This window comes from Streptomyces sp. 147326, assembly GCF_045000215.1.
Taxonomy (GTDB): Bacteria; Actinomycetota; Actinomycetes; order Streptomycetales; family Streptomycetaceae; genus Streptomyces.
On record NZ_CP134201.1, the window covers coordinates 4,178,200 to 4,197,922 of the forward strand.

The following is a 19,723-nucleotide window of genomic DNA, read 5'->3' on the forward strand; positions in this document are numbered from 1 at the left end:
CAATAAGCCTGCAGACAAAGCTTGTTACGTATAACGGGGCTGTCGGACACTGCGGCACATGGAGCCGTTGACGGTAGTGGCACGACTGTGGGAGCGGATCGAGGCACGCGACTGGGACGGCGTGGCCGGGCTCGTCGCCGAGGACGCGGTCATCGAATGGCCCGTGAGCGGTGAACGCATCGTGGGGCGCGCCAACTTCATAGCCGTGAACAGCGACGACGGCTACGCGGACGAGAGGTCGGTGGAACTGCTGCGGATCCTGGCCGACGGCGACCTCGTCGTCACCGAGGTGGAGATCCCTCAGGACCACGTCGTCTACCGGGCCGTCTCCCTGTGGACCGTGCGGGACGGCGAGATCGTGGAGGCGAGGGAGTACTGGACCAGCCCCGGCCAGGACCCGGCGCCGCGCTGGCGGGCGGGCTACGTCGAACCCCTGGTCGCGGACTGATCGACCTGTTCAAGGGCGACCGGTGGGGGGTGGGGGGCAGCCCTCAGGCCCTTCTCAGCCGGTCCAGCTCTGCCCCGATGGCGGCCCGCAGGGCGTCGTGGCGGGGGCCCAGCGCGTGCTGCTCACCGTGCCAGCACTCCTCCTCGTACAGCCACACGGGAAGCCGGACGCGGTCGGCGGGCTCCCAGTCGTAGCGGGGCCAGATGTGGGCGTGGAGGAACGGGTCGGTGTTGCCGAGGATCTCGATGTTCACGCGCCGGAAGGCCGGGTCGAGCCGCGCGCAGGCCCGCTCGACGGCCTCGGCGAGCCGCTCCAGGTCGCCGAGGTACGCGGCCCTGCGCAGCCGGGGCAGGTCGGAGAGCCGGGTCACGGCCGGGTCGTCGGTCAGGAGCACCGAGTACCCGGGCAGGAACTGCCGGTCCCCGATGACGGCGAAGCCGGAGTCGAGGCGGCGCAGGACGGTGGGGTTCTCCCCCCGGTGCGCGCTTCCGATGCGGTCGTGCCGCCAGTCGTCGTCGATCACACCTGAACTCTAACTACGCGCCCTTTCGCGGATGTTCGCCGTTCTTCGTGACTCTCAAGTAGCCCCTGTCATACCTGAGAGCTACGTGCGAAGACGGCTCCATGGCGGGACGCCGACCACGGGCTCGGATTTCTAACTTCGGTAGCAGAGAAGAGCGCTGACGGCTCTTCCGGACGACCGGGGGAACACACCATGGCGACGGGGACGGCGGAGACGACGGGCACGGCGAGGACGACCGGCGCGGCGGGGACGGCCGGCGCGGCGGGGACGGCTCTCGACACCGGGGCGGCCGGGGCGGGGGCCTGGGGCGGCCGGATACGGCGCACCGTGCTGGCCGCCCTGGTCGCGGCGGCCGTGGTCTTCCCCGTATCCGCGGCCGCCTCCGCCGATGTACCCGCCCCCGTGCCCGCCCCGTTCGCGGAGGAAGCCGCGCCCCAGGTCCGGTACGCCGCCAACCGCGCCAACCTTGCCGAGGCGGCCCGGATGGCCCAGCAAGGCGACCGCACCGGGCGCGCCGCCCGGCTTCGCGCCATGGAGGCGGCCGGAGCCGCACGGTTCCTCACCTTCGACGGCCGCGGCAGGGGCCGGGCGGTCGAGGTGCTCGGCGAACTGGAGACCGCCGACCGGGTCGCCGTCCTCGTGCCCGGCTCCGACACCACGCTCGACACCTACGAAAGGTTCCGTGCCGGGGCCGTCGCCCTCCAGCAGCGCCTCCAGGCCGAGCATCCGCGCTCCGCCGTGGTCGCCTGGCTCGGGTACGACACCCCCGGCACGGTCAGCACGACCGTTCTGACCGCCGCCCGCGCCGACCTCGCCGCCACCGAACTGGCTCCCTTCCTGGACGGGTTGGCGGGCATGGCGGCGCCGGGGGCCCGGCTCTCCCTGCTCTGCCACTCCTACGGTTCCGTGGTCTGCGCCCGGACCCCGACCGGGCCCGCGGTCGGCGACATGGCTCTCTTCGGCAGCCCGGGCACGGGAGCCGCGGCCGCCCGGGACCTGCCGACCGGCGCCCGGGTCTGGGCCGGGCGGGGCAGCGGCGACTGGGTGGCGAACGTCCCGCATGTCCGGCTCGGCGGGCTCGGCTTCGGCACCGACCCCGTCGACCGTGCTTTCGGGGCGCGGGCCTTCGCCGCCGGCGCCGCCGGGCACAGCGACTACCTCAAGCCGGGCAGCGACTCCCTGGAGAGCCTGGCCGCCATCGTCCTCGGCACCACCCCCGCCTCGGAGGCATCCCATGCACAAGCTCCGCATGCATAAGCTCCGCGCCCGCTGGTCCGCCCTCGCCGCGGGCATCGACGCGGCCACCCCGGCCGGCCGGGACCGGAGCGTGGACGCGCTGCGCGCCTTCGCGATCCTCGGCGTGGTCCTCGGGCACTGGCTGGTCACCGCCCTCACCGCCACCGACGGCCGGCTGAGCACCACCAGCCCGCTGGCGCACATGCCGTGGCTGGCCCCGGTCTCCTGGGTGTTCCAGACCCTGGCCGTCTTCTTCCTCGTCGGGGGCCACGTCGCCGCCCGCGGGCACGTCGCGGCGCGCGAGCGGCAGGTCTCGTACGGCGCGTGGGTCGGGCAGCGGCTGGGCCGGCTGTTCCGGCCGGTCGCCGCGGTGCTCGTCCTGTGGACCGTCGTGGCGGGCGGGATGCTGGTCGGCGGGGCGGAGCTGGACACCGTCCGGACCCTGGTCAAGCTGGTGCTGTCGCCGCTGTGGTTCCTGCTGGTGTTCGCCGCGCTGACCGCCGCGACCCCGCTCGTCGCCCGGCTGAACCCGCTGTGGCCGCTGTCCGTGGTGGCCGGCGTCGACGTGTGGCGCTTCGGCCTCGGCGGGCCCGAGTGGATCGGCTGGGTCAATGTGGCCGCCGGCTGGCTCGTCCCCTTCACCCTGGGCGCCGCTTGGTCCCGCGGGGCCTTCTCCCGGCGTCGGCCGGCGCTTCTCCTGCTCGGTGCGGGCAGCGTGGCCACGGCGGCGCTGGTCCTGTGGGGCGGGTACCCGGCGTCCATGGTGGGCGTCCCCGGAGCCACGGTGTCGAATCTGAACCCGCCGACGCTCGCTGCGACCGCGTTCGGACTGGCCCAGTGCGGGCTGGCCCTGCTGGTGCGCGAACCGCTGGCCCGGGCCATGCGGCGGCCTTCGGCCTGGGCGAAGGTGGCCCTGGTGAACCTCTCCGCCATGACGGTCTTCCTGTGGCACCAGACCGCCATGATGGCGGTCACGGCCCTCGGGCTGCTGCTGTCGGCCGACCTGCCCGGTCTGCACACCGTGCCCGACTCGGTGGAGTGGATAGCCGCCCGGCTGCTGTGGCTGCCGGCGTTCGCCGCCGCTCTGATGGTGTGTTGGGCCGCTTTCCGCGCGTACGAGCGGGGCGGCCGCCGGAAGCCGCAGGGCACCACCCGTATCGTCGTCGACTCCCACCGGACGACGGCCCCCGTCAAGGAGATCACCCATGCCTAGGCTGGAGCCCGTGAGCAATCCGAGCGAGTCCCCGGTGCCCGACGCCCGCCAGAGCCGTAGCGGCCGTCCCGCGCCGCGCGGCCTGGTCCAGGAGCTGTTCACCCTGAGGCGGGATCCCCTCCCGAAGATGTCCCGGCCCCGCTGGCTGGCCTGGCTGCCGCATGTGGTCCTCTGCTACGCGGCCATTCCCTGCGGTGTCCTGACGGGGATGCAGCTGAACGACCACTACAAGGTCGTCGGCCCCGCCGTGCTGGGACTGTCGCTGCTGACGTCCGCGTCCGTCCTGCTCAGCATGTTCCGGCCGATCGCCGCCTGGTGGCTCGGTCTCGTCACCGCCGCTCTCATCGCCTGGGTCATCCACGACCACGTCGGTCACGGACAGTCCTGGCACTGGACGCCCGCCGGGCCGTTCACGTTCGCGCCCCTCATCCTGATGGTGGCCCTGCGGGTGCCGCCCCGGGTGACCGTCTGGGTCATCGGCATCACGCTCGCCCTCTCCGGACTGGCCGACGTCGTGTTCAGACCGCCCCGTAGCGAGACGCTCATCGGCGGCGTGGCCATCCTCTTCGGGTTCATGGGGATCCTCGGCTACGCGCTCCGCGCGACGCGCCTGGCCCGCGGCAAGCTGGTCGAGCAGGAGTCGCTCACCGAGGAGGAACGGGCCCGGCGCACGCTGCTGGAGGAGCGCAGCCGGATAGCCCGCGAGCTGCACGACGTGGTCGCGCACCACATGTCGGTGATCTCCATCCAGGCGCAGGTCGCCCCGCACCTCGTGGAGAACCCGTCCGAGGAGCTCAAGGAGAACCTGGCGGGCATCCGGGAGAACGCGTTGGAGGCCCTGACCGAGCTGCGCCGCGTCCTCGGAGTGCTGCGCTCCGAGAACCCCGACGATCCGGCGAACCCGCACCATCCGCAGCCGACCCTCGCCGAGCTGGACGGCCTCGTCGACAACGTCCGGGGGGCCGGGCTGGACGTCACCACCGCGATCGCGGGGATACGCCGGCCGCTGACGCCCGGCGTGGAGCTCACCGCGTACCGGATCGTGCAGGAGGCGCTGAGCAACTGTCTGCGCCACGCGCCCGGTTCACAGGTGGAGGTCGGCATCGCGTACGGGCCGCGCGAGCTGCACCTGTGCATCGCCAACACCCTGCCGACCCGACCCGCCCCGCCTTCCCAAGGGGCGGGACACGGGCTGCTGGGGATGCGCGAGCGGGCAGGCATGCTGGGAGGCGAACTGGCCGCCGGCCCGCGCCCCGACGGCGGGTACGAGGTCAGTGCCGTACTGCCGATGGACCCTCAGGACCCGCCCGCCGGCACCGCCCCCGAGACGAAGAAGGCCCCATGAGCACCCCGATCAAGGTGATGATCGCCGACGACCAGATGATGGTGCGGCAGGGCTTCACCGTGCTCCTCAACGCGCAGCCCGACATAGAGGTCGTGGGACAGGCGGTGGACGGGGCCGACGCCGTGGCGAAGGTCGCCGAGCTGGCCCCGGACGTGGTGCTGATGGACATCCGCATGCCGGGAATGGGCGGTATCGAGGCCACGTCCGTCATCACCGGGGTTCCCGATGCCACCGTGAAGGTGCTGGTGCTGACCACCTTCGATCTCGACGAGTACGTGTACGAGGCGCTGCGGGCCGGGGCCTCCGGGTTCCTGCTGAAGGACGCCTCGGCCGACCAGCTCGCCGAGGCGGTGCGGGTGGTGGCGGCCGGCGAGGCGCTGCTCTCGCCGAACATCACGAAGCGGCTGATCACGGAGTTCTCGCGGATGGGGGCGCCGCGGGCGCCGTCGCGGGCCCGGATCGACGAACTGACCGAGCGGGAAACCGAGGTGCTGTCGCTCGTGGCGCAGGGCCTGTCGAATGCGGAGATCGCTGCCCACCTGACGGTGGCGGAGCAGACGGTGAAGACGCATGTCGGTCGGATCCTGGTGAAGCTGGGCCTGCGGGACCGCACGCAGGCGGCGGTGTTCGCGTACGAGACCGGGCTGGTCCGGCCGGCCGGATACTGAAGCGGCCCGGGTGGTCCTCGCCGCCCTCGTAGTACTTGAGGGGGATGCCGGGATATCCCCTTCAGCGGCGACGCGGACGACGGGCCCGCCACCCTACGGTGGGGGGTATGACCGAGACGACCACCGGGGGGACAGCCCGGCCACCTGAGTTCCGACTCGCTTCGGGCCTGTTCCGGAGCCTCCGCGACGACCTGATCACCGATGCGTTCGCCTACCGGCCGCTGCCGCCGATCCGCACGGACGGGCGGCTCGCGCGCTGGTTTCCGCGGGCGCTGCGCCCCAGGACGGCGTTCCTGCCGCATGCCGTGGTGGTCCTGCTGTCAGTGATCACGGTGTTCGTCACCATCATCAACAACAGGATGGTCCCTTCCGGGCTGTCGCTGCTGCTGGGACTGCTGGCCGCGACGCCGGTGCTGATGACGCTGGTGCGGCCGGTCGGCGCCGTGTGGGTGCTGCTCGGCGTGACCCTGCCGCTGGCCATGGTGGAGAGCACGGGCATGACCTGGCCGTGGTCTCCGGGCACCTTCTTCGCCCACCTCGTCGTGATCACCATCGTGGCGTTGCGCAGCCGACCGCGGGTCGCCGGCTGGCTGTGGCTGATCACCGTGGCGACCGGGTCCTTCCTGCCCTCGCTGATAGGCCAGCCCCTCGAGCCCGGACCGATGGCCTTCCTGTCCGCGGTCTCCCTCCTCGCGGTCACCGTCCGCAACACCCGCAAGGAGGCGCGGCAGGAGGTCACGGCGCAGCAGGAGGTCACAGCCGTCGAGCGCGACAAGCGGACGCTGCTGGAGGAGCGGACGACGATCGCGCGGGAGCTGCACGACGTGGTGGCCCACCACATGTCGGTGGTGGCGATCCAGGCGGAGGCCGCGCCGTACCGGGTGAAGAACCCGCCGCCGGAGCTGGAGGCGGCGTTCGTCACCATCCGGGAGAACGCGGTGGCGGCCCTGACGGAGCTGCGGCGGGTGCTGGGTGTTGTGCGCTCCGCCGACTACGAGGCTCCGGACGCCCCGCAGCCGACGCTGGCCTCGCTGGACGGCCTGCTGGCCAACGTGCGGGAGACCGGGCTGAGCGTGGAGAAGACGATCACCGGGGCGGTGCGGGAGCTGCCGCCGGGCGTGGAACTGTCGGCGTACCGGATCATCCAGGAGGCCCTGAGCAACACGCTGCGGCACGCGCCGGGAGCGGCGGCCGAGGTGGAGGTCTCGTACGTGCTGGGTGGTCTGGGCATACGGATCGTCAATGAGGCGGCGACCGCGGATGCGCGGCCTTCGCCGGGGGCCGGGCACGGGATCACCGGAATGCGGGAGCGGGTGGCCATGCTGGAGGGGGAGATGACGGCCGGACAGACGGCCGCCGGCGGGTACGAGGTGGCGGTGTTCATACCGGTGCGCAAGCGTCAGGAGCCGGAGCCGGTGCTGGAGGCGGGGGCCGTATGACGATCAGAGTGCTGATCGTCGACGATCAGATGATGGTGCGGGAAGGGTTCTCCGTCCTGCTGAACGCCATGGACGGCATCGAGGTGGTGGGCGAGGCGGTCGACGGCCGGGAGGCCATCGCGCAGGTGGCGGCGTTGCGGCCGGACGTGGTGCTGATGGACATCCGGATGCCGCTGATGAACGGTCTGGAGGCGACGCGGGAGATCGTCGCCGCGGACACGGACGCGAAGGTGCTGGTCCTGACGACCTTCGACCTCGACGAGTACGTGTACCAGGCGCTGCGGGCCGGGGCCTCCGGGTTCCTGCTCAAGGACGCGTCGGCCCGTCAGCTGGCGGACGGGGTGCGCGTGGTGGCGGCCGGGGAGGCCCTCCTGGCGCCTTCGGTGACCAAGCGGCTGATCGCGGAGTTCTCGAAGATCTCCGAGACGCGCAAGCTCGCGGATCCGGCGGGAGTGGGTGAGCTGACGGAGCGGGAGACGGAGGTGCTCGTGCTGATCGCTCAGGGGCTGTCCAATGCGGAGATAGCGGCCCACCTGATCGTCGCGGAGTCCACGATCAAGACCCATGTGAGCCGGATCCTGGTGAAGCTGGGCCTGCGCGACCGCACGCAGGCCGCGGTGTTCGCCTACGAGACCCGGCTGGTGACACCGGCGTAGGGGCTGGTCCGGAAGACAGGCCCTTGGATGCGGAGAAGGCCTAGGGTGCGGGGATGGGCTTTGATCCGTGGGATGCCGCGTTCGTCGCCGATCCGTATCCGGCGTACCGGGAGTTGCGGGAGCAGGGGCGGGCCGTGTGGTGGGAGGCCACCGGGCAGTGGCTGGTGCCGCATTACGCCGATGTGAGCGCGCTGCTGCGGGACCGTCGGCTGGGGCGGACCTACCTGCACCGCTTCTCGCACGAGGAGTTCGGGCGCGAGGCGCCGCCGCCGGAGCACGAGCCCTTCCACGTGCTCAACGGCAACGGCCTGCTGGACCTGGAGGATCCCGCGCACGCGCGGGTGCGCCGGCTGGTGGCGAAGGCCTTCACCCCGCGCACGGTGGAGCGGCTCGTGCCGGCCGTGCAGCGACTGGCCAACGGGCTGGTGGAGCGGCTGCTCGCGGACGGGGGCGGGGATCTGCTCGCGACCGTCGCCGAACCGCTGCCGGTGGCCGTGATCGCGGAGCTGCTGGGGGTGCCGGAGGCGGACCGGGGGCTCCTGCGGCCGTGGTCGGCGGACATCTGCGGGATGTTCGAGCTCCGGCCGGACGAGGAGACGGCGCGGCGCGCGGTGCGGGCGAGCGTCGAGTTCAGCGCCTACCTGCGGGGGCTGATCGCCGAGCGGCGCACGCGCCCCGGCGAGGATTTGATCTCCGGCCTCATCGCCGCACACGACGAGGGGGGCCGGCTCAGCGAGCAGGAGATGATCTCCACCTGTGTGCTCCTGCTGAATGCCGGACACGAGGCCACCGTCAACACCACCGTGAACGGCTGGTGGGCGCTGTTCCGCAACCCCGCGGAGCTCGCCGCGCTCCGCGAGAGGCAGGATCCCGAAAAGTTGTCCACAGCTGTGGATGAACTCATGCGGTACGACACCCCCCTGCAGATGTTCGAGCGCTGGGTGCTCGACGACATCCGGATCGGGGACACCGAGATCCCGCGCGGAGCCGAGGTCGCGCTGCTCTTCGGGTCCGCGAACCGGGATCCCGCGCGCTTCGGGGAGCCCGACGCGCTGGACCTCGTACGGGCCGACAACCCGCACCTGAGCTTCGGGGCGGGCATCCACTACTGCCTGGGGGCGCCACTGGCGCGGCGGGAGCTGGAGGCCTCGTTCGGGGCGCTGCTGGCGGACGGAGTCCCGCCACTGCGGCTCGTCGAGGAGCCGCGGTGGCGGGACGGGTACGTCATCCGGGGGCTGGAGCAGTTGCTCGTGGAGTTCTAGCCCGGGGACCGCTCCGCGGTCATGCGGTCACGCGTTCATGGGCCTGGGCCTGGGCTAGGGCTGCCCGGGGCGGCGCACGGGGCGGGCGTGACCCAGACCGCCGGAGTGCGGGGCCCACAGGACTCCGCCCACGGCCGGGTCCCCCGCGAGCTGCACCACCTGCGCCACCTGCACCACCTGCCCCGACGCAGCCGGCGAGGCCGGCAAGGCCCGCGCGCCCGGCGTCGTAAGGGGCCACGGGCGCGGCGGCAGCACCCGCCGCCCCAGCAGGCCCAGGGTCAGCGCGTACCGCCCGTCCGCGAAGACCAGCACCGGCGCGCGCCATCGCGCGCGGACCACCACGGCCTCGTACGGGGTCCAGCGCACCGCCGGGTCCCGCAGCGCGCGCCGGGCCCGCCGGACGGCGTAGAGCTCCCGCACCCCCAGTGCCACCGGGCTCACCAGCACCACCAGCACCAGCGGCCGGGTGAGCACGGCCGCGACCACCGTCGGCCACCAGAACACCGGCAGCAGGCAGAGCAGCAGCCCGTCCCGGCGCCAGTCGCCCAGCGCATCGCCCACCGCCTCCGTCACCGGGGGAGGGTGAGCGTCCATGCCCCGGGCCGCAGGGTCCACGTACGGCGGCGGACCGGCCCGGTCATCGCCGCGTCGGCCCGGTAGCGGAAGTCCGCGCCCGACACCGTCACCGTCTTGGCCCGGGCGGTCACCGTGGAACCCGCCGGGCCGCCGCTCGTGCGGACCACGACCTCGGCCGGACCTCCGTCGTCGCACGTGCGCACCGAGACGTCCTCCACGGGCTGGTCCACGTCCGCCAGGAGCACCCCGTCGGCCTCGACCCGCAGCCGGTGGTGACCCCCGCTCCCGCCCGCACCTCCGCCGCCACCGCCGACGCCCGCCGCCACCGGGCGCACCAGCGTCCGGACCAGCGAGCGGTACGCGTTCCACACCGACGGCCCGGCCGGCCGCGGGATCCCCCGCACCGGCGGGATCCGCAGCGCACCCAGCACCACCCCGTCGCTGTCGTCGACCAGCAGGTCGCACACCCGCACCGCCCCGTCGAGCACCGCCCGGGCCGCGGAAACGGCCGAAAGCGGAACCCCGAGGGAACCCGCCAGCCCGAGGGATCCCACGGGCCCCACCGGGACCAGCGCCAGGGCGCCCTCGCCCAGCGCCCGCTCCCGGTACAGCAGGCCCACGGCCCGGACCAGGGCCCGGTCGTCGCCCACGATCACCGGCTGCCGATGACCCCGGCGGGCAAGAGCCCGCGCAAATTCCTCCTGCGAATCCGGGAGGCAGATTTTCGCTGCCGCGCCCGCTGACAACACATCCTTCGCGATCCGCACGGACTCGCCGTCAAGACGGCGGGCGACCGGGTCGACGAGCACGAGCAGGCCGCCTACCGGCGCGCCCGCATGGCTCATGGTGGGCTCTGGAGCCGACACCTCGGTCCTTCCTCGGGTAGCATCTTTGTGCAAGAGGCCCTTGCGCTATTGCGCCAGGGCCTTCGTCTATTCCGGGGTACCGGTCCGACGGCTCAGCCTGCGTACATCGTCGTACGCCCCCCTGACCTTGGACATGCCCCATCCGGAAGAGGTGTACGCCTGTGCCCGCTCTTGTGCTGCTCGGAGCTCAGTGGGGTGACGAGGGCAAGGGAAAGGCCACCGACCTGCTCGGTGGATCCGTTGACTATGTAGTGCGCTACCAGGGTGGCAACAACGCCGGCCACACGGTCGTCGTAGGCGACCAGAAGTACGCACTGCACCTTCTCCCCTCCGGCATCCTCTCCCCCGGATGCACCCCGGTCATCGGTAACGGCGTCGTCGTCGACCCGGCCGTCCTGCTCTCCGAGCTGCGCGGCCTGAACGAGCGCGGCATCGACACCTCCAAGCTGCTCCTCAGCGGCAACGCGCACCTGATCACGCCGTACAACGTCACCCTCGACAAGGTCGGCGAGCGCTTCCTCGGCAAGCGCAAGATCGGTACCACCGGTCGCGGCATCGGCCCGACGTACGCGGACAAGATCAACCGCATCGGCATCCGCGTCCAGGACCTCTACGACGAGTCGATCCTCACCCAGAAGGTCGAAGCGGCGCTGGAGGGCAAGAACCAGCTCCTGGCGAAGCTCTACAACCGCCGCGCGATCGACGCCGCGCAGATCGTCGAAGAGATGCTCCAGTACGCGGAGCAGATCAAGCCGTACGTCGCCGACACCACCCTGATCCTCAACAACGCGCTGGACGAGGACAAGGTCGTGCTCTTCGAGGGCGGCCAGGGCACCCTGCTCGACGTCGACCACGGCACCTACCCCTTCGTCACCTCGTCGAACCCGACCGCGGGCGGCGCCTGCACCGGCACCGGCGTGGGCCCGACGAAGATCAGCCGCGTCATCGGCATCCTCAAGGCCTACACGACCCGCGTCGGCGCGGGCCCGTTCCCGACCGAGCTGTTCGACCAGGACGGCGAGGACCTGCGCCGCATCGGCGGCGAGCGCGGTGTGACCACCGGCCGTGACCGTCGCTGCGGCTGGTTCGACGCGCCGATCGCACGGTACGCCACCCGGGTGAACGGCCTCACCGACTTCTTCCTCACCAAGCTGGACGTGCTGACCGGCTGGGAGCAGATCCCGGTGTGCGTCGCGTACGAGATCGACGGCAAGCGCGTCGAGGAGCTCCCCTACTCGCAGACCGACTTCCACCACGCGAAGCCGATCTACGAATACCTCCCCGGCTGGTCCGAGGACATCACCAAGGCCAAGACCTTCGAGGACCTGCCGGCGAACGCGCAGGCGTACGTCAAGGCCCTGGAGGAGATGTCGGGCGCCCCGATCTCCGCGATCGGCGTCGGCCCCGGCCGCACCGAGACGATCGAGATCAACTCCTTCCTGTAAGCAGGAGGGGCACCACCGGAGGGGCGGGACGCGCAAACGGCGTCCCGCCCTTCGGGCTGTCCGGGGCGGGCGCTACAATCCGGCTGCCCAGAGCTCCTGAGCAGGTCACGGGGGTCGGGCCCATCCGAACTGGGGGGTTCATGAGTTTGCTGCCGATCGGCAGAAGAGAACGGAGCAGACGGGGGCGGGGCGGCGCGATCGCCGCCTCGGGCACCCTGCTGCTCGCACTGCTGGCCTCACTCGCAGGCCAGGCCGGCGCTGCCGCCGCGGCCCCCGCGCCGCCCGTCACCGCCACGGCCACCCCGGCCGCGGGCCCGCAGGCCACGCCGGAGCCGGATCCCAAGGCCGACCACCAGGCGGCCGTACGCACGCTCCAGAAGAGCGACCTCACCGGGCCGTGCCCGGCGGCCCTCGCGCCGCACACGGTCGTCACCTGCACGGTCGACCCGTCCAAGACGGCGTCCTTCTCGCTCGCCCTGCCGCAGCAGAAGGACCTCGTCCTGCTCCAGGTCGTCACGACCCAGTGGTCCACGACCGAGCTGATCGGGCCCGGCGGCGCCGCCGTCACCTGCGAGAGCGTCCACAGCCCCGCGTACACGGCGCTGCGGTGCCCCACCGGTCAGGCCGGGACGTACACGCTGCGGGTCACGGACAAGAGCGGCACGGCGAACGGCACCTCCGTGTCGTACGCCCCACTGCTCTCCTCCACCGCGTGCAAGGCCGTCGGCGCCGCGGACCGCAGGCTCGGCGCGCCGACCCTGCTGCACGGCTCGCTGCCGACCGGCTCGGCGGGCGACTGCTACACCCTGGACCTGGCCGCCGGTGATGTCCTGCGCGCGTTCAGCTCCCGGCCCGAAGTCCTGCACGGCGTGTACGACGCCTCGGGCAAAGAGGTCTGCACGTCCAAGGGCCGCGGCGCGTACGCCCTGGACTGCAAGCTCACGGGCACCGCACCGTTCCGGATCTCGGCGCTGCAGTCCTCGGGGAACGCCGTCGCCTACGACTACACCGTGGCCCGGCTCTCCAAGCCGGAGGGCTGCGCGCTGGTCGAGCCCCAGGCCTTCGGGAGCCTCCCGGATCTGACCCCGACGGAGCACTGCCGCATCCTGCGGGTCACGCAGGCAGCCGAGTACACCTACGCCGATGTCGTCGCCTCCGGCGCCCACCCGCTCCCGTCGCCGCTCCTGTCCGGGGCCGGTGAGGTCGTGCCCGGCTGCGACAACGGCGTCTGCGACCTGGCCCCCGGTGACTACACCTGGTCCGCCAACCCCCAGAGCAACAGCTTCAAGGCCTTCGGCATCGCCTTCCACTCCGCCAGGGAGACCAGGGGCTGCACCCCGACCCACGACAACGGTCTGGTGGCCGGTCCGGCCACCGGCACCTTCGCAGGGCCGGGGCAGGTGCTCTGCCTGACCCTGCCCACCGCCAGCGGCAAGGGCGTCTACGTGCTGAACCGGCCGCCGGCCGGCGGCGGCTACACCGCGCAGAAGATCTACGACGCGTCCGGCACCCTGCAGCAGTGCAACGGCGGCACCATCTGCAAGCTGACCGGCACCGCCCCCTTCCGCGCGGTGCTGAGGAGTACGCCCTCCACGACCTTCGGGCTGGTGTTCCACCGGACCGGGGAGGCCGAGGGCTGCACGCCGTGGCCGCAGTCCACGTTCGGCAACGGCACCTGGGGTGCCGAGGTGGCGGTGGCTTTCAACAGGGCGCAGGCCTGCCTGGGCGTGCCGGGCAACGCCCACTCCACCGCCGAGCTGCTGGACCACTACTCCGACACCCGGAAAGACGTGACGGCGTCGGTCAAGCTGGTCGACGCGGCGGGCAACGTCAGGTGCGAGACCACCTTCTCCAGCAGGGCCAACGTGTGCTCCCTCGCTTCCGGTGAGCCGTACACGGCGCTGCTCCAGAGCTCGGCCGTCACCTGGGGTGGAACGGAGACGTACCGGCTGGTCCGGCGCGACGTGTCCGCGTCCGCGCAGTGCGCGGACGCGCCCTCGACGAAGACGGGCGGCCCGTCCCTCGCCTACGACCTGACGTCGCCCCTGGACACCCGCTGCGTGCGGGTGAAGGGCGCCGCCACGGACAAGTTCTGGATCGCGTCACGGACACCGGACGTCCCGTACGTCGACAGCGGCCCGCTGACCGTCGTCGACGGAGACGGCCGCGCCGTGTGCATGGAGACCGGCTCGTGCCGTGTCGCCGGCTCGACCTCGTACCTGGCGGTCATCGGCCCGGACAAGTCCGGCAGCATCCCCGTGGCCGCGAAGCTGGACACCTGGCGCGTGGGCACGGCATCGGGCTGGGCCCCGGAATGCACCGCCAACCGCGTTTCGATCAACGATTTCCCCACGCGGAGCGGGACTCTCTCCGAGACCTCCACCGCCTACTGCGCCGTGATCGACATGAAGCTCGGTCAGACCTTCGCCGTCTCCGGCACCACCAGCACCACGGAGTTCGACAAGCCGGGCCTGGACCTGCTGAGCGGCCCGGGATGGACCTCCGAGACCTCCGGCTACGCGTGCATGGCCTCGCCCGACCGGTTCGCCTTCAGCTGCGCGGCGGGCACGGGCGCGGCGCCCGGCCAGGCGGTCCTGTTGCTGAGTCCCAAGCGGGCCCGCACCCCCGTCGACTTCTCCCTGCAGGGAGAGTGCCAGGAGGGCTGCGTCGAGCCGCCGACGCCCAACCCGACGGGCATCAGCCCGTCGACGAGCCAGGTCGGTACGCGGACCGACGCCGTGGTCAGCGGTACCGGTCTCACCTTCGGCACCAAGCTCAAGCTGATCCGCAGCGGGTCGCCGGACCGGGCCCTGGAGTCGGTCACCGCGGGCACCGACGGAAAGCAGCTGATCGTCAAGGTCGACACGAACGGGCTGGAGCCCGGGCAGTACGACCTGCTGCTCGACGGCGCCGCATACACCAGCGGGGTCCCGTCCCCGGGCTACCTGCCCAAGGCGTACACGGTCACGGCCCCCGCGCCCGTCCAGAAGGGCAGCCGGTTCGTGCCGCACGGGCCGTCGCGCTTCCTGGACACGCGGGACGGCACCGGTGCGAAGAAGGAGCGCGTCGGTCCCGGTGGGGTCGTCACCCTCCAGGTCGCCGGCGTGAAGGGCATTCCGGCGACGGGGGTCACGGCCGTGGTCATGAACGTGACCGCTGTTCACCCGACCGAGGCCGGGCACGTGATGGTCTACCCGAACGGGCAGGCCACGCCCAAGGTGTCGAACCTCAACTTCGCGCCCGGGCAGATCGTCCCCAACCTGGTGACCGTCCCGGTCGTCAACGGCAAGGTCGACCTGCGCAACAACGCCGGATCGGTGGACCTCATCGCCGACGTCACCGGCTACTACACCGACAAGGCCGGGGCCGGCTCCGCGCTGAACTCGATCACGCCGTCGCGGTTCCTGGACACGCGGGACGGCACCGGTGCGAAGAAGCAGCAGGTCGGACCGGGCGGGGTCGTCACCCTCCAGGTCGCCGGCGTGAAGGGGATCCCGGCCAGCGGGGTGACCGCGGTCGTCATGAACGTGACCGCCGTGTACCCGACCCAGGCCGGGCACGTCACCGTCTACCCCAACGGGCAGGCGGCGCCGGACGTGTCGAACCTCAACTTCACCGCCGGGCAGATCGTCCCCAACCTGGTGACCGTCCCGGTCGTCAACGGCAAGGTCGACCTGCGCAACAACGCCGGATCGGTGGACCTCATCGCCGACGTCACCGGCTACTACGCGGCCACCGGTTCCACCTTCTCCGCGGCGGGCCCGGTCCGGCTGCTCGACACTCGTGACGGCACCGGTGCCCGTGCGGGCGCCGTGGGTCCGGGCGGCTTCGTGAGCCTCCAGGTGGCCGGGGTCGCGGGAGTGCCCGCGCAGGGTGTGACCGCCGTCGTCCTGAACGTCACGGTCACCAACCCCACCGGGGCCAGCCACCTGATCGTCCACCCCCACGGGGTCGCGCGTCCCAACGTGTCGAACCTCAACTACACCGCCGGGCAGACCGTCGCCAACCTGGTGGTCGTCCCGGTCGTGGACGGACAGGTGACGTTCTTCAACAACTCGGGCTCCGTCGACGTGATCGCCGACCTGAGCGGCTACTTCACGTCCTGACGTCCCGGTGACGCGAGCGAGGGTCCTGCCCGATCGGGAGATCGGCAGGACCCTCCGCATTTCGGGAAAACAATCCTTCCGCATCCGGAGCGCATCACCGCCGTCTCCTCCCGGCAGGACGCCCCGTACTTCACCGGGGCCGCGCGCGCCGCCCTCGCCCTGGTGGAGGCCACCCTCCAGCCCGCCCCGCACGGCCGGGAGCGCGTCTCGGGGGGCGCGTTCCGGGTGGCCGGAAATATGATGTGCACGGGCTCGTGAGCGGAGCGGAAGCAGGGACGGATGGATGCACCTCGGAGCGTTCCATGAGTCCGCGCCGCCCCCCGCGCGTGGCCAGCGCCGACCTGCTCAGCATGCTCGGACGGCTCACGGCCCAGGCGCGGCAAGGGGTCGAGCTGCAGCAGGCCCGCGTCGAGCTGGCCGAGGCGCTGCAGCGCGAGATGCTGCCCACCTCACTGCCCGTGCTGCCGGGCCTGCGCGCCGCGGCCCGGTACGCACCGGCCCGGCACGGCCTGGACATCGGCGGCGACTGGTACGACGGCTTCCAGCTGCCCGAGGGGGCCCTCGCCTTCTGCATCGGCGACGTCCAGGGACACGACGTGGACGCGGCCGCCTTCATGGGGCAGATCCGGATCTGCCTGCGCGCCATCTCGGCCGTCGTCGCCGATCCGGGCGAGGTCCTCGGCCGGGCCAACGAGGTGCTGCTCTCCATGGACCGCGATCTCTTCGCGACCTGCAGCCTGCTCCGCTTCGATCCGCGGACGTGGGAGCTGCAGAGCGCCCGGGCCGGCCACGTGCCCTCGATCTGGGCCACCGTCGACGGCCAGTACGGCATCACCGAGGACGACGGCGGGCTGCCGCTGAACCTGCAGACCGGATCGGGGTACGCCGTGACCCGGCGCCGGCTGACGAAGGCCGGATCGATCGTCCTGCTCACCGACGGGGTGGTCGAAGGCCCCAGGTTCCCGATCGAGGTGGGGCTGGAGCGCGTCGCCCGCGTCGTCAGGGAAGCGGCGGGCACCGATCCCGACGAGCTGGCCGCCGAGGTGATGAAGGTGGCCGACTCCACCGGCCACGCCGACGACGCCGCAGTACTCGTCCTCACCCACGACGCGGCGCGTCACGCCCCGCCCTGAGGCGGGCCTGTTGTCTGATGCTGTGGTGCGCACCGAGGAATGGCGACGTCTGCCCGCAGCTGTCCTGCTGATCCTCGCCGTCGCCCTCGCCTACTACGCGGGCGGACGGATCGGCCTGCACCAGTCCGTGGTCGTCAACGGCGCCGAGGTCACGCCCCTGTGGCCGCCCACCGGCATCGCCCTCGCGGCCCTGCTCTGGCTGGGTCTGCGGACATGGCCGGGGATCGCCCTCGGCACGTACCTCGCCATCGAGCGGATCAACGACTTCAGCCTGTCCGGCCTCGGCATCGTGGTGGGGAACACCCTCGCGCCGGTGTGCGCGTACCTGATGCTCCGCAAGGCGGGCTTCCGCAGCGAGGTCGACCGGCTGCGGGACGCCCTGGCGCTGGTCTTCCTGGGCGGTCTCCTGCCGATGCTGATCAGCGCCACCATCGGGACCTGGACGCTGGTGCTCAGCGGTGACCTGCCCTCGGCCCGGTTCTGGCCGGTGTGGTCGGCCTGGTGGGCCGGCGACGCGATGGGCGTGCTCGTGGTGACGCCCCTCCTGCTCGTCCTGCGCCGGGTCCGCCGCCCCGGGGAGGGCGGCTACCGGGTGCCCGAGGTGACGGCCCTGGTGCTCACGTCCGTCGTCGTCACCGTCGTGGCCACCCGGAGCTCGCTGTCCCTGCTGTTCCTCGTCTTCCCGCTGATCATCTGGGCGGCCGTACGCTTCCAGCTCGCCGGGAGCGCCCCGTGCATCCTGTTCGTGTCCGTCCTGGCGATCTCGGCCGCGAGCGACCGCACCGGACCGTTCGACGGGCAGACCCTCCTGGCCACCATGATCAACCTGCAGGCCCTCAACGGGGCGGCGGCCCTGACCGGGCTGCTGCTGTCGGCGATGGTCACCGAGCAGAACAACGTCCGCCTGAAGATCGAGCAGGTATGCGAGGACCTGGCCGAACTGGTGGAACACCTCGCCCGGGGCAGACCGGAAAGCTGAGCACCGCGGGGACGGAAGGCCGTCCCCGGGGCGCTCAGCCGCGGATCACTTGGACTCGTAGTAACCGAAGATGTCGACGACGAGGTCGACGTCCTCCCAGCCCTGGTTCCAGTAGTCGACGATGCCGTTCTTGCCGGAGCTCGCCTGGACCAGGTTCGGGACGGTCTTGCCGGCCGTCCAGTTCAGGGTCGAGGCGCTGGGACGCTCCGGGAAGACCGCGGTCCCGTCCTTGTACTGCTGGATCGTGTTCGGGTCCGGTGCGACCGAGAGGAAGCCGGTGCCTCTCGTGTTGGTCACGGTGGTGTTCAGCACGTACCCGTCGACGCCCACATCGCCGGGCGACTTCCCGTTGTAGGTGTAGATGTAGTTCCGGGCGCGCAGCGGGCCGTAGGGCCAGGCGGGGTCACGGGTGTCGATGATGCGGCCCGGCTGGAGCGGCATGAAGGACGCCTTGCTGTCCTTGCTGTAGTAGCCGACGACGTCGACGATCACGTCGGTGCCCGCCCAGGCGCCGTTGAAGACGCTGATCCTGCCGTCCGCGCCGACCGGCACGATCACCGAGTTGGCGATCGTCTGGCCGGGGGTGAAGTTCAGGTTGGACGCGGTCGGGGTGGCGCCGCCGCCCGGGAAGACCGACAGGTGGCCGGACTCCTTCGGGTTGGTGACGGTCACGTTGAGCGCCACGGCGGTGATGCCCTCGGGCACGCCGCGCAGGCCGCCGATCTGGGTGGAGAAGGTCTTCCGCCCGCCGAGCTGGCCCTTGTTCGTGCCGAGGCCCTCGCGGGTGTCGACGAACCGGGCCGGGGTCATCGGCGCGTAGCCGCTCGCCTCGGTCCGGGTGAAGTAGCCGGTCACGTCGGCGATCAGGTCGACCGCCGCCTCGCCGCGGTTGGCGAGCTCCACGTAGCCGTTCTTGCCGACCGGCACGATCACCAGGTTCGGGACGGTCTGGCCCGCCTCGAAGTTGACGTTCGACGTGGTCGGACGGTCGGTGCCCTCGGGGAACGCCGTGACGTGCCCGCCGGCGGTGGTGTTCGTGACGGTCAGGTTGAGGACCACGGCGGTGACCCCGGCGGGGATGGCGCCGCTGCCGCCGACCTTCACGCGGGTGGAGCCGTACGGGGCGACCTTGCCCTTGGCGGCGCCGGTCCCGTCACGGGTGTCGAGGAGGCGGGTGGGCGCGTACGGGACGAAGTCCGAGCCCGCGGTCATGACCTGGAACTCGTTGGCGACCTCGGCCTGGTTCGCCGGGTCCGTCACGGTGACCTTGACGGTGTACTCGCCGAGCTCGGCGTAGGTGTGGCTGCTCTTGAGGACGGTCGAGCCGTAGGCGTCCATCCCGTCGGTGTTCCCGTCGCCCCAGTCGACGGTGACCTTCAGCGTGGAGTCCGCGCTGATGACGGTGGTCTCCAGGTCCAGCGCGTGCGCGGTGGTGCTCGCCGCGTTCAGCACGATGGCAAGGTCCGGGTTGCCGGCGGCCTGCGAGGCACTGGCCCCGGCCTTCCCGCCGGGCAGGCCCTTGCGGACCGAGCGCTCGGCGGGGCTCTTGAACGTCTTGAAGTTCGGCGCCGCGGCCTTCCCCAGATCCACGGCGGGAGCGGCCGCACCCTGCGCGCTCGGAGCGACGGGAGCCACCGGATCGGCCGCGTGGGCCATCCCCGGGACGAGACCGACCGTGGCCGCTATGACGGCAACGGAAATTACGAGACGGCGACTGCGCACCGATCCCCCCATTTTTGAACATGCTCAGGAACTGTCTGGGTCACAGTACATAGATCTTCGTCGCATGATCAGCAGATATCCCCGCGGGGAGGGGGAGTTGGCGAGA

At 71.8% G+C, this 19,723-nt stretch carries 16 protein-coding genes and 1 pseudogene; 13 read left to right on the forward strand and 4 right to left on the reverse strand.

The window, feature by feature from the left end; genetic code table 11:
- The first annotated feature begins 58 nt into the window (after nt 1–58).
- Nucleotides 59–448, forward strand: a complete 390-nt coding sequence (locus RIU97_RS18740) for a nuclear transport factor 2 family protein (RefSeq protein ID WP_404958224.1) — start codon at nt 59–61, stop codon at nt 446–448.
- Between the two features lie 43 nt (nt 449–491).
- Here RIU97_RS18740 and RIU97_RS18745 read toward each other — a convergent pair whose 3' ends face one another.
- Complete coding sequence (locus tag RIU97_RS18745; protein WP_404962875.1) at nt 492–968, reverse strand: HIT family protein; 477 nt, start codon at nt 966–968, stop codon at nt 492–494.
- Between the two features lie 195 nt (nt 969–1,163).
- Here RIU97_RS18745 and RIU97_RS18750 point away from each other — a divergent pair, with 195 nt between their 5' ends.
- From RIU97_RS18750 to RIU97_RS18780, 7 genes are all read left to right on the forward strand, one after another.
- The gene (locus tag RIU97_RS18750; RefSeq protein WP_404958226.1) at nt 1,164–2,228 is read left to right on the forward strand and encodes an alpha/beta hydrolase; all 1,065 of its coding nucleotides are present in this window, start codon (nt 1,164–1,166) and stop codon (nt 2,226–2,228) included.
- Nucleotides 2,221–3,420, forward strand: a complete 1,200-nt coding sequence (locus RIU97_RS18755; RefSeq protein WP_404958228.1) for an acyltransferase — start codon at nt 2,221–2,223, stop codon at nt 3,418–3,420. Before RIU97_RS18750 ends, RIU97_RS18755 begins: the two co-directional genes overlap by 8 nt.
- Before the next feature lie 10 nt (nt 3,421–3,430).
- Nucleotides 3,431–4,765, forward strand: a complete 1,335-nt coding sequence (locus RIU97_RS18760; RefSeq protein ID WP_404958230.1) for a sensor histidine kinase — start codon at nt 3,431–3,433, stop codon at nt 4,763–4,765.
- Entirely contained in the window at nt 4,762–5,433 is a 672-nt protein-coding gene (locus RIU97_RS18765) for a response regulator (protein WP_404958232.1), read from the forward strand. The genes RIU97_RS18760 and RIU97_RS18765 overlap by 4 nt, the downstream gene beginning before the upstream one ends.
- A 107-nt stretch (nt 5,434–5,540) precedes the next feature.
- Entirely contained in the window at nt 5,541–6,872 is a 1,332-nt protein-coding gene (locus RIU97_RS18770) for a sensor histidine kinase (protein ID WP_404958234.1), read from the forward strand.
- A complete protein-coding gene (locus tag RIU97_RS18775) occupies nt 6,869–7,528 on the forward strand; it encodes a response regulator (protein ID WP_404958236.1) in 660 nt (219 codons plus the stop codon). The genes RIU97_RS18770 and RIU97_RS18775 overlap by 4 nt, the downstream gene beginning before the upstream one ends.
- Nucleotides 7,529–7,581: 53 nt before the next feature.
- Nucleotides 7,582–8,790: a cytochrome P450 gene (locus RIU97_RS18780; RefSeq protein WP_404958238.1), complete on the forward strand. Its 1,209-nt coding sequence runs from the start codon at nt 7,582–7,584 to the stop codon at nt 8,788–8,790.
- 54 nt (nt 8,791–8,844) lie between these two features.
- Here RIU97_RS18780 and RIU97_RS18785 read toward each other — a convergent pair whose 3' ends face one another.
- Together RIU97_RS18785 and RIU97_RS18790 are read right to left on the reverse strand one after the other, a co-directional pair.
- The gene (locus RIU97_RS18785) at nt 8,845–9,363 is read right to left on the reverse strand and encodes a hypothetical protein (protein ID WP_404958240.1); all 519 of its coding nucleotides are present in this window, start codon (nt 9,361–9,363) and stop codon (nt 8,845–8,847) included.
- A complete protein-coding gene (locus RIU97_RS18790) occupies nt 9,360–10,211 on the reverse strand; it encodes a diacylglycerol kinase (protein ID WP_404962876.1) in 852 nt (283 codons plus the stop codon). Before RIU97_RS18790 ends, RIU97_RS18785 begins: the two co-directional genes overlap by 4 nt.
- Before the next feature lie 182 nt (nt 10,212–10,393).
- Between RIU97_RS18790 and RIU97_RS18795 the strand changes: the two genes are divergently transcribed.
- From RIU97_RS18795 to RIU97_RS18815, 5 genes and pseudogenes are all read left to right on the forward strand, one after another.
- Nucleotides 10,394–11,677, forward strand: a complete 1,284-nt coding sequence (locus RIU97_RS18795; protein WP_404958242.1) for an adenylosuccinate synthase — start codon at nt 10,394–10,396, stop codon at nt 11,675–11,677.
- Nucleotides 11,678–11,817: 140 nt separating this feature from the next.
- Nucleotides 11,818–15,783 carry a hypothetical protein gene (locus tag RIU97_RS18800; RefSeq protein ID WP_404958244.1) on the forward strand — a complete coding sequence of 1,322 codons (3,966 nt, stop codon included), beginning with the start codon at nt 11,818–11,820 and terminating at the stop codon, nt 15,781–15,783.
- 87 nt (nt 15,784–15,870) lie between these two features.
- Nucleotides 15,871–15,993, forward strand: a pseudogene (locus RIU97_RS18805) (carboxymuconolactone decarboxylase family protein); the annotation flags it as partial.
- A gap of 92 nt (nt 15,994–16,085) precedes the next feature.
- Complete coding sequence (locus RIU97_RS18810) at nt 16,086–16,916, forward strand: PP2C family protein-serine/threonine phosphatase (RefSeq protein WP_404958246.1); 831 nt, start codon at nt 16,086–16,088, stop codon at nt 16,914–16,916.
- Nucleotides 16,917–16,938: 22 nt separating this feature from the next.
- Nucleotides 16,939–17,895: an MASE1 domain-containing protein gene (locus tag RIU97_RS18815; protein WP_404962877.1), complete on the forward strand. Its 957-nt coding sequence runs from the start codon at nt 16,939–16,941 to the stop codon at nt 17,893–17,895.
- A 45-nt stretch (nt 17,896–17,940) separates the two neighbouring features.
- Here the strand turns inward: RIU97_RS18815 and RIU97_RS18820 are convergent, their stop codons facing one another.
- Entirely contained in the window at nt 17,941–19,617 is a 1,677-nt protein-coding gene (locus tag RIU97_RS18820; protein WP_404958248.1) for a PKD domain-containing protein, read from the reverse strand.
- Nucleotides 19,618–19,723: the final 106 nt, after the last annotated feature.